The organism is Methylobacterium sp. BI1 (assembly GCF_056680125.1).
Genome location: NZ_CM155267.1, coordinates 1,292,214 through 1,305,853 on the forward strand (window position 1 = coordinate 1,292,214; position 13,640 = coordinate 1,305,853).

A 13,640-nucleotide genomic window follows, 5' to 3' on the forward strand; every position below is an offset into this window, starting at 1 on the left:
CGGGCTTTCAGGCGTTCGAGCGAAGGTTCGAGAGACGGACCAGCGTCCGTAGTGTGGCGCGCGCGGCGCCGCTGTCGAGGGCCTGACCCGCCCGGGCGACGCCGTCGGCGAGGGTCTGTGCCGCCTCGGCCACGACGAGGGCGGCCCCGGCATTCAGCACGGCGATGTCGCGATACGCGTTCCGCGCGCCGTCCAGGACCTCGGCGAGCGCCGCGGCGTTGTGGGCTGGATCGCCGCCGCGCAGGGCGTCGAGGCCGTGCAGGGGCAATCCGACATCGCGCGGATCGATGGTGAACCGGGACACCCGGCCCCCCTCCAGGGCCACCACCGCCGTTGGACCGGTGACGGTGATCTCGTCGAGCCCGTCGCTGCCGTGGACGGTCCAGACCCGGTCGCTGCCGAGCTCGGCCAGCACGCCGGTGAGCGGCTCGGCCCAGGCCGGCGACGACACGCCGAAGAGCTGGCGCCGGACGCCGGCCGGATTGGCCAGGGGGCCGAGCATGTTGAAGATCGTGCGCGTCGGAAGTTCGGCCCGCACGGGGGCCACGTGGCGCATGGCGGCGTGATGCGTCTGCGCGAACATGAAGCACAGGCCCGCCTCGGCGAGGCAGAGGCTCAATTCGTCGGGGGCGAGCCCGATGCGGACGCCGAGGGCAGCGAGCACGTCGGCGGCGCCCGAGCGCGAGGTGGCGGCGCGGTTGCCGTGCTTGGCCACCGGCACACCGCAGGCGGCGGTGATGATCGCCGCCAGGGTCGAGACGTTGTAGCTGCCGGAATGGTCGCCGCCGGTGCCGACGACATCGACCGCCCCCGGGACACTGCGCACCGGCAGCATTCGCGCGCGCATGGCCTCCACGGCCCCGACGATCTCGTCCGGCGCCTCGCCGCGGACCTTCAGGGCGACCAGGAAGGCGCTGGCCTGGACCGGCGTCACCTCGCCCGAGAGCAGGTCGTCGAAAGCCCGACGCGCCTCGTCGCGGGTGAGGCTCGCACCCGTGGCAACCTTCGCGAGGAGGGGCTTGAACGATTCCATGGGTCTCGGGCGCGAAGAACTCGGGCGTGACGATCCGGTGGGAGAACCGGGATGATTCCTGACGAGCGACGGGTTCCGTCAATGCACGCCGTCGCGGCCCTTGTCACGCGCTGCGTTCCAGGCCGCCGCGATGTCGAGGAAATTGCGCAGGATCTGCGAACCGTGGTGCGAGAGGATGCTCTCGGGGTGGAACTGCACCCCGTGCACGGGCCGGTGGGCATGCTGCAGGCCCATGATCAGGCCGTCGGCCTCGGCCGTGACGGTGAGATCGGGCGGGCAGCCGCCGCGCTCCACCACCAGGGAATGATAGCGCGTGGCATCGAAGGGCCCGTTGAGGCCGCGGAAGATGCCGGAGGCCCGGTGCTGGATGCTGGAGACCTTGCCGTGCATCGGCGTCGGCGCCCGCACGACGTCGCCCCCGAAGGCCTGCCCGATGGCCTGGAGACCGAGGCAGACGCCGAAGATTGGGATCTCGGTCGACAGGTCCTTGACCACGTCGAGGCAGATGCCGGCCTCGTTCGGCGAGCACGGTCCCGGCGACAGCACCACGGCGTCCGGCCGGCGCGCGCGGATCTCCGCGGTGGTGATCGCGTCGTTGCGCACCACGTCGATCGAGCCGCAGAGGGGACCGATCAGGTGGACGAGATTCCAGGTGAAGGAATCGTAGTTGTCGATGACGAGGACGTCGGACATGGGCGGCTCACGCGCAGGCATGCCAGCGGTTTGACCGGACTCCCCGGAGCGGTCAACACACGGGAGCGGTCAACCCGTGCCTGCGCTGACCTCTACTGCCCCCGCCGGGCCCGGCTCGCGAACACCACCGCATCCTCGGCCGCCCGGAACAGGGCCTTGGCCTTGTTGACGCATTCCTGCTGCTCGGAGGCCGGATCGGAATCGTAGACGATGCCGGCCCCGGCTTGCACGTGCATGCGGCCGTCCTTCACCAGGGCCGTACGGAGCACGATGCAGGTATCCATCTCGCCGCGCGCGCCGAAATAGCCGATGCAGCCGCCGTAGGGGCCGCGCTTCTCACGCTCGAGTTCGTCGATGATCTCCATGGCCCGCACCTTCGGGGCCCCGGAGACGGTTCCGGCCGGGAAGCCGGCGGCGAGGGCGGCGAGCGCATCGTGCTTCGGGTCGAGGTCGCCCTCGACGTTCGAGACGATGTGCATGACCTGGCTGTAGAATTCGAGGAAGAACGAGCCCGTGACCGTGACGCTGCCGATGCGCGCGACGCGGCCGACATCGTTGCGGCCGAGGTCGAGCAGCATGAGGTGCTCGGAGCGCTCCTTCGGATCGGCCAGCAGTTCCTCGGCCAGTGCCCGGTCCTCGGCGGGCGTGGCACCGCGCCGGCGCGTGCCGGCGATCGGCCGGATGGTGACGCGATCGTCCCGGACCCGGACCAGGATTTCTGGAGAGGAGCAGACGAGCTGAAACGCCTCGAAATCGAGGTAGCAGAGGAACGGGGCCGGGTTGGTCCGGCGCAGGGATCGATAGAGGGCAAGGGCCGGCAGGGTGAAGGGCGCCTCGAAGCGCTGTGACAGCACCACCTGGAAGACATCGCCGGCGACGATGTACTCCTTGGCCCGGGCGACCATCCCCAGGTATTCGTCCGGGGTCGTGTTCGAGACCGGTTCCGGATGGGCGATCGCGCGCGGGTCGATCCGCGCCTCGACGGGGAGGGGGCCTTCGAGGATTTCGGCCACCCGCTCCAGTCGGCCCAGCGTCGCCTCGTAGGCGGCGCGCGCGCCGATTCCGGCGGCCGGGCGGACCGGGCCGACCACGGTGATGAGGTCGCGCACCGAGTCGAAGACCACCATCAGGCGGGGGCGCACGAGGATCGCGTCCGGCACGCCGAGCGGATCGGGATTCGGGTCTCCCAGGGCTTCCATGGCCCGGACCATGTCGTAGCCGAGATAGCCGAACAGGCCCGCCGCCATCGGCGGCAGCACATCCGCGTCGCGCTCCGCACCGATCGCGCTCTCGGCGATCAGGGCCCGCAGGCTCGCGAGGGGGGCGGCATCCTCGGGCACGAACGTCGACAGTTCGGGACCGCGCGCGATCTCCGCCCGGCCGTCGCGGCAGCGCCAGGCCAAGTCGGGGTCGAGCCCGATCATCGAGTAGCGCCCGCGCACGACGCCACCCTCGACGGATTCGAGCAGGAAGGCCGTTCCACCGTGCTGCGCCCGCAGCTTCAGGAAGGCGGCGACGGGCGTTTCGAGATCCGCCACCAGGGTGATGTTGAGGAGGGTCGGACGGCCCGCCTCGTAGGCGTCGACGAAGGCCGCGAAAGCTGAGTCCTCGGACATCTCTTTTCAGTACTCGCCGCCGCCGATCGCCCGGCGGAAGGCCGCCTGGTTGACGGTCACGCCCACCGAGGTCTGCACGTCGCCGATGTACTGGCCCAGGACATCGTCGGCGATGGTGGGCTGGAAGCGCTTGGTGATCGCCTCGTCCTCCGACGAGCCGGGAACGAAGGCCGGCATCGTGGCGGCCGTGACCTTGAACAGGGCGCGGCTCTCGCCGGCCTCGGCGGAGGCCGACTTGTCGACGGCCGTGGCGAAGACGCGGTTGACCACCTCGGCCGTCAGATCGCCCTGGGCCTGGTTGCGGGCGAGGTCTGTGAGGGTCTGGACATTCAGGCCCGCTTCCGATGCGACGGCCTCGACGGTCTCGCCCTTGTCGAGGCGCTCCGTCAGCGCCTTGGCCTTCGCCAGCAGCCGGCTCTGGACCTCGGCGGCGCGCCAGCGGGTGACGACATCGTCGCGCACCTCGTCGAGGGGCTTGTCGTGCGCCCGGTCGATGCCGGTCACGTCGTACCAGATGTAGCCCCCGGTCTTGGTGCGCAGGGGCTCGTTGTCGCCGCCCATCTCGGCCCGGAACAGGGCGGTCAGGGTGGTGTCGCGATCCGGGATGCCCTCGACGGTCTTGCCGGCGGGATCGAGGCCCTGCGCGGTGACGGCCGGGATGGTCTTGAGCGGCAGGTCGCGCTCCTTGGCGATGTCGGCGAGCGGCTTCGAATTCGCGCGCTGGTCCTCGATCGCGTCGTGGGTCGCGTCGATGCCGCTGTTGGCGCGCTCCAACGCGATGGTCTTGGCGATGTCCGCGGAAACGTCGGCCAGGGGCTTCACCGTCTCCGGCTCGATGGCGGTGACGCGCAGCAGGACGGTGCCGAAGCGGCCCTTCACCGGCGCGCTCACGGCGTTCAGGGGCAGGCCGAAGGCGGTGTCCGCCACGGCGGGATCGAACAGCTCCGCCTTCGAGAGCGTGCCGAGGGAGAGGTTCTTGGCATCGGCGCCGGTCTCGGCTGCGGCGGCCTCGAAGGGCTTCTCGCCGGCTTCGATCGCCTTCCGGGCCGCCTCGGCGGCGGCCTGATCCGGGAACACGATCTGCTGGATCGTGCGACGCTCCGGCGTGCCGTAGCGCGCCTTCTCGGACTCGTAGCGCTTGGCAATCTCCTCGGCGGTCACGGCCTCCGGCTTGGCCATCGCCTGCGGGTCGAGGACCAGCAGGGTGACGGCGCGGGCCTCCGGTGCGCGGAAGGCGGACTTGTTGTCCTCGTAATACGCCTTGACCGCCTCCTCGGAGGGCGCCGGGATCTCGCCGGCCACGGAGGGCGGCAGCATCATCAGGGCGGCCGAGCGGCGCTCGGTGGTGTAGCGGTGCACGGCCTCCCGCAGGGCCTCGGGCACGTGCAGGTCGGCCGCGACCGCCTCGGCGAGCTGGAGGCGGGCGGCGACGGAGCGCTGCTCGCGCACGAAGGTCGCCTCGTTGATGCCGGCGCGCTGGAGCGTCTGGTAGAACAGGGCCGGGTCGAACTTGCCGTCGGCGCCCTGGAAGCTCTTCTCCTCCTGGATCGCGCGCAGCACGGCCGCATCGGGGATGCTCAGGCCGAGGGCGGCGGTCTGCTGGTCCAGGGAGGCTTCGCTGACGAGCTGCGCCAGCACCTGGCGGTCGATGCCGAGGGCCCGGGCCTGGTCCGGCGTCAGGGTGCGGCGGGTCTGGCTCTGGTAGCGCTGGAGCTGGTTCTGATAGGCACTGCGCACCGTCTCGGCGGAGATCTGCGCCCGGCCCACGGTGGCCACGCTGGTGGACGAGCCCGCGCGGAAGAATTCCTCGACACCGAAGATCGCCACGCCGGCGATCAGGAAGGTGAAGACCACCGTGAGGATGATCTTGCCGAGCCAGTGCTGGCTGGCCTTGCGCATGTTCTGCAGCATCGAACGTCCGGGTACCCGTCGCGTGGGCGCCGGAAGCGCCCGTCATTCCTGGGAAGGTCGCCCGCGATAGACCATCCGCGCTGTCACCGCAAAGGGCGTTCGCGGTTTGCGCCCTTCCGGAGGCTCTGTTAGGGCCGGCGCGAGCGCGAAGCGAAGCCATAACAGCGAGGGACGGATGACGAAGTCGGGGCGACGGCCGCTGGTTGCCGGCAACTGGAAGATGAACGGCCTGCGCAGCTCGGTCGCCGTCGTGGAAGCCGTCCGGAACGGCCTCACCGCCGACCTGCTCGACACGGTGGACGTCCTCATCTGCCCGCCCTCGACGCTGATCGCCTCCTGCGTTGCGGCCGCGTACGGCTCGCCGATCGCCATCGGCGGCCAGAACCTCCACGCCAAGCCGAACGGCGCCTTCACGGGCAGCATCTCGGCGGAGATGCTGGCCGATCTCGGCGCCTCCTACGTCATCGTCGGCCATTCCGAGCGCCGGGCCTACCACCACGAGACCGATGACGGCGTCCACGCCAAGGCGCTGGCCGCTCGCCGCGCGGGCCTCTGCGGCATCATCTGCGTCGGCGAGACCAAGGAAGAGCGCGAGGAGGGCCGGACCCTCGACATCGTGCGCGCGCAGCTCGCGATCGGCGTGCCGAAGGGGGCGACTGCGAAGGATACGGTCATCGCCTACGAGCCGGTCTGGGCGATCGGCACCGGCCTGACCCCGACCCCGGCGGACATCGCCGAGGTCCACGCCTCGCTGCGCGAGATGCTCGGCCAGCTCATCGGCGCCGAGGCGCAGAAGGTGCGGATCCTCTACGGCGGCTCCGTCAAGCCGAGCAACGCCCGCGAGCTGATGGCGGTGGAGAACGTCGACGGCGCGCTGGTTGGCGGCGCCAGCCTGGTCGCCGACGACTTCCTCGGCATCGCCCGCGCCTACCTGCGCTGAGGTCCGGGCTCGAACCGCCCGTCTGCGCCGGGTTTCTTTCGGCGGGAGCGGCCCCATGATTCGTCGGTGGACATGATCTGGCAATCGGACGCGGATCGGGCCTGGGCCGTCGAGGAGGCCTGCCGCAACGCGCGCCCCTCGCCGCTGGAGATCGGCCTCGGCGGCTGGGTCCTGCGGGCCTCGGGCGGTCCGACGCGGCGGACGAACTCGCTCAATCCCCTGCGCGGCTGGCGCGACGATCCCGCCCGCGTCGTCGCGGAGGCCGAGATCGTCTACCGGACCCTCGGGCGCCCGCTGATCGTCCGGGTCCCGGATCTCGTCCCGGAGATGGATGCCCTGCTCGACGGGCTCGGATATCGGTCCGAGGGCGAGACCTGCACGCTCTTCGCGGCGCTGCCGCCGGGCGATCGCGAAGGGCCCGCCGACGTCGTCCTCGCGCCCGCGCCGGATGCGGCGTGGCTGGAGGCGCGGGCCGCCTGCGAGGGCGCGGCGTCCGCGCTCGCCCTGCGGACGTATCGCGAGTCCATCGCGTCGCTGATCCTGCCCCGGATGTTCGCCCGGCGGATCGAGGCCGGCCGGACCATCGCCGTCGCCTACGGCGTCCTGCATCGCGGGATCCTCGTCTTCGAATCCGTCGCGACGCACCCGTCCCATCGCCGGGCGGGGCATGCCCGCAGCCTGATCGTGGCGCTGATGGCCTGGGCACGGGGCGCGGGGGCGAGCGGGGCCTGCCTGCAGGTGGTCGCCGGGAACGCGCCGGCGCGGGCGCTCTATGCCGGGCTCGGGTTTTCCCGCAACCTCTACGGCTATCGCTACCGCCGACGCGACTAGGGCTTCCCGCGCGATTCCCTTCGGCGTCGGAAAAGCCGTCGCGCCGGACGCGCGCCGAAGCCCCGGTCCGGTTGGCGCGCGCGGCCATCTGGTGTATGGCCCCGCGGATATGTCGGCGGTGCCAGGACTCTCCGGCCCGTAACGCACCCGTGCCCGGGTCTCTCATCGGAACCGGCGCGCGGCGGATGAAGCTTCCGGAAACCCGATGCAGACCGTTCTGATCTCGATCCATCTCATCGTCGTCCTCGGCCTCATCGCCGTGGTCCTGCTCCAGCGCTCCGAGGGCGGCCTCGGTCTCGGCGGCGGTGGCAGCGGCGGCGTCGCCGGCTTCATGACGGGACGCGGCCAGGCCAATGCGCTGACCCGCGCGACGGCCATCCTGGCGGCCCTGTTCTTCACCACCAGCATGGCCCTGGCGATCCTGTCGCACCGGAGCGCGGCCCCGCGCTCGATCCTGGACGGGACCGGGACCAGCCAGCCGGCGACCCAGCCGAACGCCGGCAACCTGCTCGACACCCTGCGGGGGCAGGGCGGCGCCCAGCCGGGCACGCAGCCCGGCACCCCCGCGCAGGTTCCCGAGACCGCGCCGGCCCAGCCGGCCGTGCCGCAGGCCCCGCAGTCGCGCTGATCGGCCGGCCGGCGGCCCCACGGGCGCCGGCCTCGACCGGGACCTGACCGCGGCGTCCGAGGGTTCGGACGCCGATCATCGTCGCAATGCCGATCGACCGATGCCCCCACCGCGCATGCGCAGGCTTCGCGGGGGATAGGCGTTTTTGTTGTTTGGCGAATCGTTCTCCCTTGTTTATGGACCGAGGCCCATGACGCGGTACGTATTCATCACCGGCGGCGTGGTTTCCTCGCTCGGCAAGGGTCTCGCATCGGCCGCCCTCGCGGCCCTGCTGCAGGCCCGGGGCTACAAGGTCCGCCTGCGCAAGCTCGACCCCTACCTGAACGTCGACCCGGGCACGATGAGTCCGACCCAGCACGGCGAGGTCTTCGTCACCGACGACGGGGCCGAGACCGACCTCGACCTCGGGCATTACGAGCGCTTCACCGGCCTGCCCGCGACCCGCGCCGACAACATCACCACCGGGCGGATCTACCTCGACATCATCACCAAGGAGCGGCGCGGGGATTACCTCGGCGCGACGATCCAGGTGATCCCGCACGTCACCAACGCGATCAAGGACTTCGTCCTCGAGGGCAACGAGGCCTTCGACTTCGTGTTGGTCGAGATCGGCGGCACGGTCGGCGACATCGAGGGCCTGCCGTTCTTCGAGGCGATCCGGCAGCTCGGGCAGGAACTGCCCCGCGGCGCCACCGCCTTCGTGCACCTGACCCTGCTGCCCTACATCCCGTCCGCCGGTGAGCTGAAGACCAAGCCGACGCAGCACTCGGTGAAGGAGCTGCGCTCCATCGGCATCCAGCCCGACATGCTGCTCTGCCGCTGCGACCGGCCGATCCCCACGGACGAGCGGCGCAAGCTCGGCCTGTTCTGCAACGTGCGCGAGACGGCCGTGATCGAGGCCCGCGACGTCGCCTCGATCTACGACGTGCCGCTCTCCTACCGCGAGGCCGGCCTCGACCGGGAGGTGCTGGCGCATTTCGGCCTGCCCTCGCAGGACGAGCCGGACCTGTCGCGCTGGCGTACCATCTCGGAGCGGGTGAAGAACCCCGAGGGCGAGGTCTCCATCGCCATCGTCGGCAAGTACACGGGCCTCAAGGACGCCTACAAGTCGCTCACCGAGGCGCTGACCCACGGCGGCATCGCGCACCGGGTCAAGGTCAACCTCGAGTGGATCGAGGCCGAGGTCTTCGAGCGCGAGGACCCCGCGCCGTTCCTCGAGGGCATCCACGGCATCCTCGTCCCGGGCGGCTTCGGCCAGCGCGGCGCCGAGGGCAAGATCCGCGCGGCCCGCTACGCCCGCGAGCGCAAGATCCCGTATTTCGGCATCTGCTTCGGCATGCAGATGGCGGTGATCGAGGCGGCCCGGTCGCTCGCCGGGGTCGCGGACGCCAATTCGACCGAGTTCGGCGAGACCAGCGAGCCGGTGGTCGGTCTCCTGACCGAGTGGCTGAAGGGCAACGAGCTCGAGCGCCGCGCCGCGGCCGGCGATCTCGGCGGCACCATGCGGCTCGGCGCCTACCAGGCCAGCCTGCGGCCGGATTCGAAGATCGCCGAGATCTACGGCAGCACCCAGATCTCCGAGCGCCACCGCCACCGCTACGAGGTCAACATGGCCTATCGCGAGTGCCTGGAGGCCAAGGGCCTGCGCTTCTCCGGCCTTTCGCCGGACGGGCTCCTGCCCGAGACCGTTGAGCATGTCGGGCATCCCTGGTTCATCGGCGTGCAGTTCCACCCGGAACTGAAGTCCCGGCCCTTCGAGCCGCATCCGCTGTTCGAGAGCTTCGTCGGTGCCGCGATGGTCCAGAGCCGCCTGGTCTGATCTGAAACCCGGCCTGCCTCGCGGCGCGCGCGAAGCCCAGGGCTGCCGCGGCGGCTCGGTGGAATCCCCGGGGCCGTGACGGGGACGCGCGGCATCGGTGCCTGATCCGGCGACGCCCGGCCGAGAGGGGAACGTCGCTCCGGCTGCTCCATTGACTGTGGACACGGGCCCTGACGGCCCGCAGGGAGCCACAGCATGCCGCCGATCTTCACCGCCGATTTCGAGACCCGCCGCGACGCCGAGATGAGCGTCGAGCACCTCGTCCAGGAGCACGGGCTCGACCGGAAGGCGATCACGGTCGTCTCGGCGGGGGACCGCAACAGCGCCGGAACGGAACAGGCCGGGGGCGACCTGGAAGACGGGCAGCGGAAGGGCGAGACCGAGGGAGAGCCTGCGCTGACCGGCGCGATCCAGGTACGGGTCGAAGCCGACGACGCCCGGAAGGGCGTCATCGACGAGTCGTTCTCGACCTTCGGAGGAAAGACCGTCCGGCGCTGAGGCGCGGCTCAGGCCGCGAGCTTGATGACGGCCGCGGCGGGCAGAACCGGCTCGCGCGGCCCGAACAGGTGCTGGTGCAGGGCGTTCGGACAATGGACGCGGCCCGCGACATCGGTGATCCGCACCTCGGTCATCCCCGCGGTCATCAGCGACCAGCCCTGCTCCACGGCGCCCAGGATCGAGCTGTGGCGGAAACTGAAGCACCGGTCGGAGACGCGCGCGCTGACGGTGAAGCTCACGGGATGAGATCCTTGGCTGGTGGCTCGGCACCCCGGCCTCGGGATGCGGCTCGACATGGGATGGAGAGCCGCGCGGCGGGCAGGGGCCTGCCGTCGGCGGGTTGCATGTGCACTGCAATAATGGCCTTCGGTTGACGAAGGCTGAGCGGAAACGCGCCCGACGCGATTCGGATCAGGCTTTCGCGCGAACGTGACCGGCGAGGGCGCGGATCGCAGCGAGGACCGCCTCGGGATGCTGGTGATGCAGCATGTGGCCAGTCCCCGGCAGGAGGGTGAAATCGGCTCCGGGAATCCGCCACGAGGCCCAGTAGCCGTGCCGCGGCGTGTTGACGACGAGATCCGAATCACCGCCCAGGATGCGGACGGGCACCCGGCAGGTCGCATAGGCCAACGCGTTCCGGGTCAGCCCCGCCATGAGGCCGGCGGCGTCCTCGCCTTCGGCCACCAGCTGGTCCGCGGTACCGGCCAGCCCGAACGGATTGGCGGCGGCGAAGTCCGGCGGCATCGTGGCCGGCAGGAACATCGCGTTCCACAGGAGCGGCAGCAGTGCGGGGTCCACGGTGCGCTGGAGGAGGTCCGACGCCACTTGCCCACCCGGCCCCGCCCGCGGGCCGAACAGCAGGTGCTCCAGGCGCGGTTCGGGGAAGCAGATCGGCGCCAAGGCGACCACGCCCGCGATTTCATCGGGAAACTGAAGGCCGTAGGCGAGCGCCACCGCGCCGCCGAAGGAATGCCCGACGATGATCGGCCGCTCCAGGCCGAGCGCCCGAACGCCGTCCCGGATCAGGGCGGCCTGCCGCCAGAGATGAGCGTCGGCGGCGCCCTGGCGGCGGCTGAACCCATGGCCCGGGCGGTCGAATGCGATGACCCGGAATTGTGCGGCGAGGTGCGGCACCGGTCCGAGCCAGAGGTCTTCCAGGGACATCAGCGTGCCGTGGATGACCACGACGGGCGCTCCGGTCCCGGCTTCGGCGTAGGCGAGCGTCCGCCCGTCCTGCAGGTCGATGGTCGATCGCGGCACGAGGCGGCGGGAGACCGCCGGCGAGATCCACCCGGCCGGGCTGTCGATGGGGCCGATCCCCATCAGGACGAGGACCCGTCATGATCGGCGCGGGGTGGGGTCGTGACGCCCGCGCATCGGCTCGACGTGTCCAGCACCCCCCGGTGATCGGTCCGAGCATTCCGGTGTCGCATGGTGTCTCGTCCCCCGACTTGTCCGGCGGATCGCCATCCGCGTCCGCGAAACGCTTACCCACGCGGGTGCGCCGGGTTCTGTCTTCAGGACGCGCCTGCGCGGTTTTCACGCGCGGGTCCGCCCGCCGGAAGGGGCGTGGGGCGCGGCCATGGCGCTGGCATTGGCGCCGCGGTCGACTACCTTGCAGCCTGTGACCGAGATCCTGTTCTACCACCTCCAGAACCAGCCCCTCGAGAAGGTGCTTCCGAACCTTCTGGAGCGCTCGCTGGAGCGCCAGTGGCGGGCGGCCATCCAGGCCGCCAGCGAGGAGCGGCTCCAGGCGCTCGACGACCAGCTCTGGACCTACAGCGACGACAGCTTCCTGCCGCACGGGACCGACCGCGACAGCGATGCGGCCAGCCAGCCCGTCGTGCTGACCCTGAAGGATGTCAACCCGAACGCCGCCTCGATCCGCTTCCTGGTGGAGGGCGCCGACCTTCCGGCCGATGCCGCCGACTATGCCCGCATCTGCGTGCTGTTCGACGGCACCGACCAGGAATCCCTGCTGCGCGCCCGCGAGCAGTGGAAGGAGGCGAAGGCCGCCGGGCATACGATCGCCTATTGGCAGCAGGACGACGACGGCCGCTGGCAAAAGAAGGCCTGACGGCGCCTTGCCATTCCGACCACCGCCGAGAGGATTGCCATGAGACGTCTCGCCATCGGCCTCGCGGCCATGCTGATCGCGACCCCGCCGCTGCAGGCGCAGCCCGCCCTCCAGGGCGAGCGTCCGGCCGAGGCGCGAAAGGCGCCGGAGCCGCGCCCCACCCAGGGCGGCAAGCTCCCCGCGGATTCCGTCACCGAGCACAGCGTCACCCTGCCGGACGGCCGCACGCTCGCCTTCACCGCGCGCGCCGGCAGCCTGCCCCTGGTCGACGAGGCCGGCAAGCTCCAGGCGGAGATCGCCTTCATCGCCTACACGCTGGCCGGCCCAGGCGGCAGCCGGAAGGGGGATGCGGCGCGCCCGGTCACCTTCGCGGTGAATGGCGGGCCGGGCGCCGCCTCGGCCTACCTCAACATCGGTGCGATCGGACCCTGGCGCCTGCCGGTGGAGGGGGCCAGCATCAGCCCCTCGGCGCCGATCGGCCTCGTGCCCAACGACGGGACCTGGCTCGACTTCACCGACCTCGTCTTCCTCGATCCCGTGGGCACCGGCTACAGCCGCGCGGCCGACGGCGACGCCAAGCGCTACTGGAGCATCGACGCAGACGCGTCCGTGCTGTCCTCGGCCATCGCCCGCTGGCTTCGTACCAACGACCGCATGGCCGCGCCGAAATTCTACGTCGGCGAGAGCTACGGCGGCTTCCGGGGACCGCTGATCGCCGCGAAGCTGCAGGAGGAGATCGGAATCGGCCTGTCGGGCATGGTTCTGCTCTCGCCGGTGCTGGATTTCGCCTGGCTGCAGGCGCCCCGCACGACCCCCTGGGGCCACGTGATCAAGCTGCCCTCCTTCGCCGCCGCCGCCATCGAGCGGGCGGGCGGCGTCCCGACGCGCGAGACCATGGCGGATGCCGAGGCCTACGCCACCGGACCCTACCTCGCCGATCTCCTCAAGGGGCCGTCCGACAACGCCGCCGTGGCGCGGCTGGGCGACCGGGTCGGTGCCCTGGCGGGGCTCGACCCGAGCTTCGTCCGGCGCCAGGCCGGGCGGCTCTCCGGCCAGAGCGTTCAGCGCGAGATCGGGCGCGACACCGGCCGCGTCGCCAGCGCCTACGACACCGGCGTGACCGGATGGGACCCCGATCCGAACGCGGCCCATTCGGGCTTCGAGGACCCACTGCTCACCGCGCTCCAGGCGCCGCTGACCAGCGCGATGATCGCGCTCTACAACGACACTCTGAACTACCGGGTGCCGGACCTGCGCTACGAACTGCTCAATGGGGCGGTGAACCGGGGCTGGACCTGGGGCGGCGGGCGCTCGGCCCCCGAATCCCTCGGCGCCCTCCGCGGCGTGCTCTCCCTCGACGGCAACATGCGGGTCCTGGTCGCCCACGGCTATACCGACCTCGTCACACCGTACTTCGCCTCGAAGCTCCTGATCGACCAGATGCCGGCCTATGGCGGCGGACGCCTCGATCTCGCCGTGTACCCGGGCGGGCACATGTTCTATTCCCGACCGGATTCGCGCGCCGCGTTCCATCGGGATGCGGCGGCTCTCTACGCGGCCGCGCTCAGCGCGCGGAGCCCCGCGCAGCGCTGAG

General features: G+C 71.1%; 13 protein-coding genes. 7 read left to right on the forward strand and 6 right to left on the reverse strand.

Features of this window, described 5'->3' with window-relative positions; all coding sequences use genetic code 11:
• Window positions 1-7: 7 nt before the first annotated feature.
• From trpD to AC1MGR_RS06280, 4 genes are all read right to left on the reverse strand, one after another.
• The gene (gene trpD, locus AC1MGR_RS06265; protein WP_480234009.1) at window positions 8-1,033 is read right to left on the reverse strand and encodes an anthranilate phosphoribosyltransferase; all 1,026 of its coding nucleotides are present in this window, start codon (window positions 1,031-1,033) and stop codon (window positions 8-10) included.
• A 78-nt stretch (window positions 1,034-1,111) separates the two neighbouring features.
• Window positions 1,112-1,726 carry an aminodeoxychorismate/anthranilate synthase component II gene (locus tag AC1MGR_RS06270; protein ID WP_108039286.1) on the reverse strand — a complete coding sequence of 205 codons (615 nt, stop codon included), beginning with the start codon at window positions 1,724-1,726 and terminating at the stop codon, window positions 1,112-1,114.
• A 92-nt stretch (window positions 1,727-1,818) separates the two neighbouring features.
• Entirely contained in the window at window positions 1,819-3,342 is a 1,524-nt protein-coding gene (trpE, locus tag AC1MGR_RS06275; RefSeq protein ID WP_480234010.1) for an anthranilate synthase component I, read from the reverse strand.
• Between the two features lie 6 nt (window positions 3,343-3,348).
• Complete coding sequence (locus AC1MGR_RS06280) at window positions 3,349-5,253, reverse strand: peptidylprolyl isomerase (RefSeq protein ID WP_480234011.1); 1,905 nt, start codon at window positions 5,251-5,253, stop codon at window positions 3,349-3,351.
• 175 nt (window positions 5,254-5,428) lie between these two features.
• Here AC1MGR_RS06280 and tpiA point away from each other — a divergent pair, with 175 nt between their 5' ends.
• From tpiA to AC1MGR_RS06305, 5 genes are all read left to right on the forward strand, one after another.
• A complete protein-coding gene (gene tpiA, locus AC1MGR_RS06285) occupies window positions 5,429-6,193 on the forward strand; it encodes a triose-phosphate isomerase (RefSeq protein ID WP_108039279.1) in 765 nt (254 codons plus the stop codon).
• 72 nt (window positions 6,194-6,265) lie between these two features.
• Window positions 6,266-7,024 (forward strand): GNAT family N-acetyltransferase, encoded by a 759-nt coding sequence (locus AC1MGR_RS06290; protein WP_480234012.1) that lies wholly within the window; start codon window positions 6,266-6,268, stop codon window positions 7,022-7,024.
• 205 nt (window positions 7,025-7,229) lie between these two features.
• Complete coding sequence (gene secG, locus AC1MGR_RS06295) at window positions 7,230-7,652, forward strand: preprotein translocase subunit SecG (RefSeq protein ID WP_108039275.1); 423 nt, start codon at window positions 7,230-7,232, stop codon at window positions 7,650-7,652.
• 190 nt (window positions 7,653-7,842) lie between these two features.
• On the forward strand, window positions 7,843-9,471 hold the full coding sequence (locus AC1MGR_RS06300; RefSeq protein WP_108039273.1) for a CTP synthase: 1,629 nt from the start codon (window positions 7,843-7,845) through the stop codon (window positions 9,469-9,471).
• 195 nt (window positions 9,472-9,666) lie between these two features.
• Window positions 9,667-9,969, forward strand: a complete 303-nt coding sequence (locus tag AC1MGR_RS06305; protein ID WP_108039272.1) for a hypothetical protein — start codon at window positions 9,667-9,669, stop codon at window positions 9,967-9,969.
• An 8-nt stretch (window positions 9,970-9,977) separates the two neighbouring features.
• Here the strand turns inward: AC1MGR_RS06305 and AC1MGR_RS06310 are convergent, their stop codons facing one another.
• Together AC1MGR_RS06310 and AC1MGR_RS06315 are read right to left on the reverse strand one after the other, a co-directional pair.
• Complete coding sequence (locus tag AC1MGR_RS06310; RefSeq protein ID WP_480234013.1) at window positions 9,978-10,208, reverse strand: hypothetical protein; 231 nt, start codon at window positions 10,206-10,208, stop codon at window positions 9,978-9,980.
• 172 nt (window positions 10,209-10,380) lie between these two features.
• The gene (locus tag AC1MGR_RS06315; protein WP_480234014.1) at window positions 10,381-11,292 is read right to left on the reverse strand and encodes an alpha/beta fold hydrolase; all 912 of its coding nucleotides are present in this window, start codon (window positions 11,290-11,292) and stop codon (window positions 10,381-10,383) included.
• A gap of 301 nt (window positions 11,293-11,593) precedes the next feature.
• On the opposite strand from AC1MGR_RS06315, the gene AC1MGR_RS06320 reads away from it, so the two are divergent.
• Window positions 11,594-12,046, forward strand: coding sequence for a DNA polymerase III subunit chi (locus AC1MGR_RS06320; protein WP_480234730.1), 453 nt, complete (start codon window positions 11,594-11,596; stop codon window positions 12,044-12,046).
• A gap of 69 nt (window positions 12,047-12,115) precedes the next feature.
• Window positions 12,116-13,639 (forward strand): S10 family peptidase, encoded by a 1,524-nt coding sequence (locus AC1MGR_RS06325; protein WP_480234731.1) that lies wholly within the window; start codon window positions 12,116-12,118, stop codon window positions 13,637-13,639.
• The last annotated feature ends 1 nt before the right edge of the window (window position 13,640 follow it).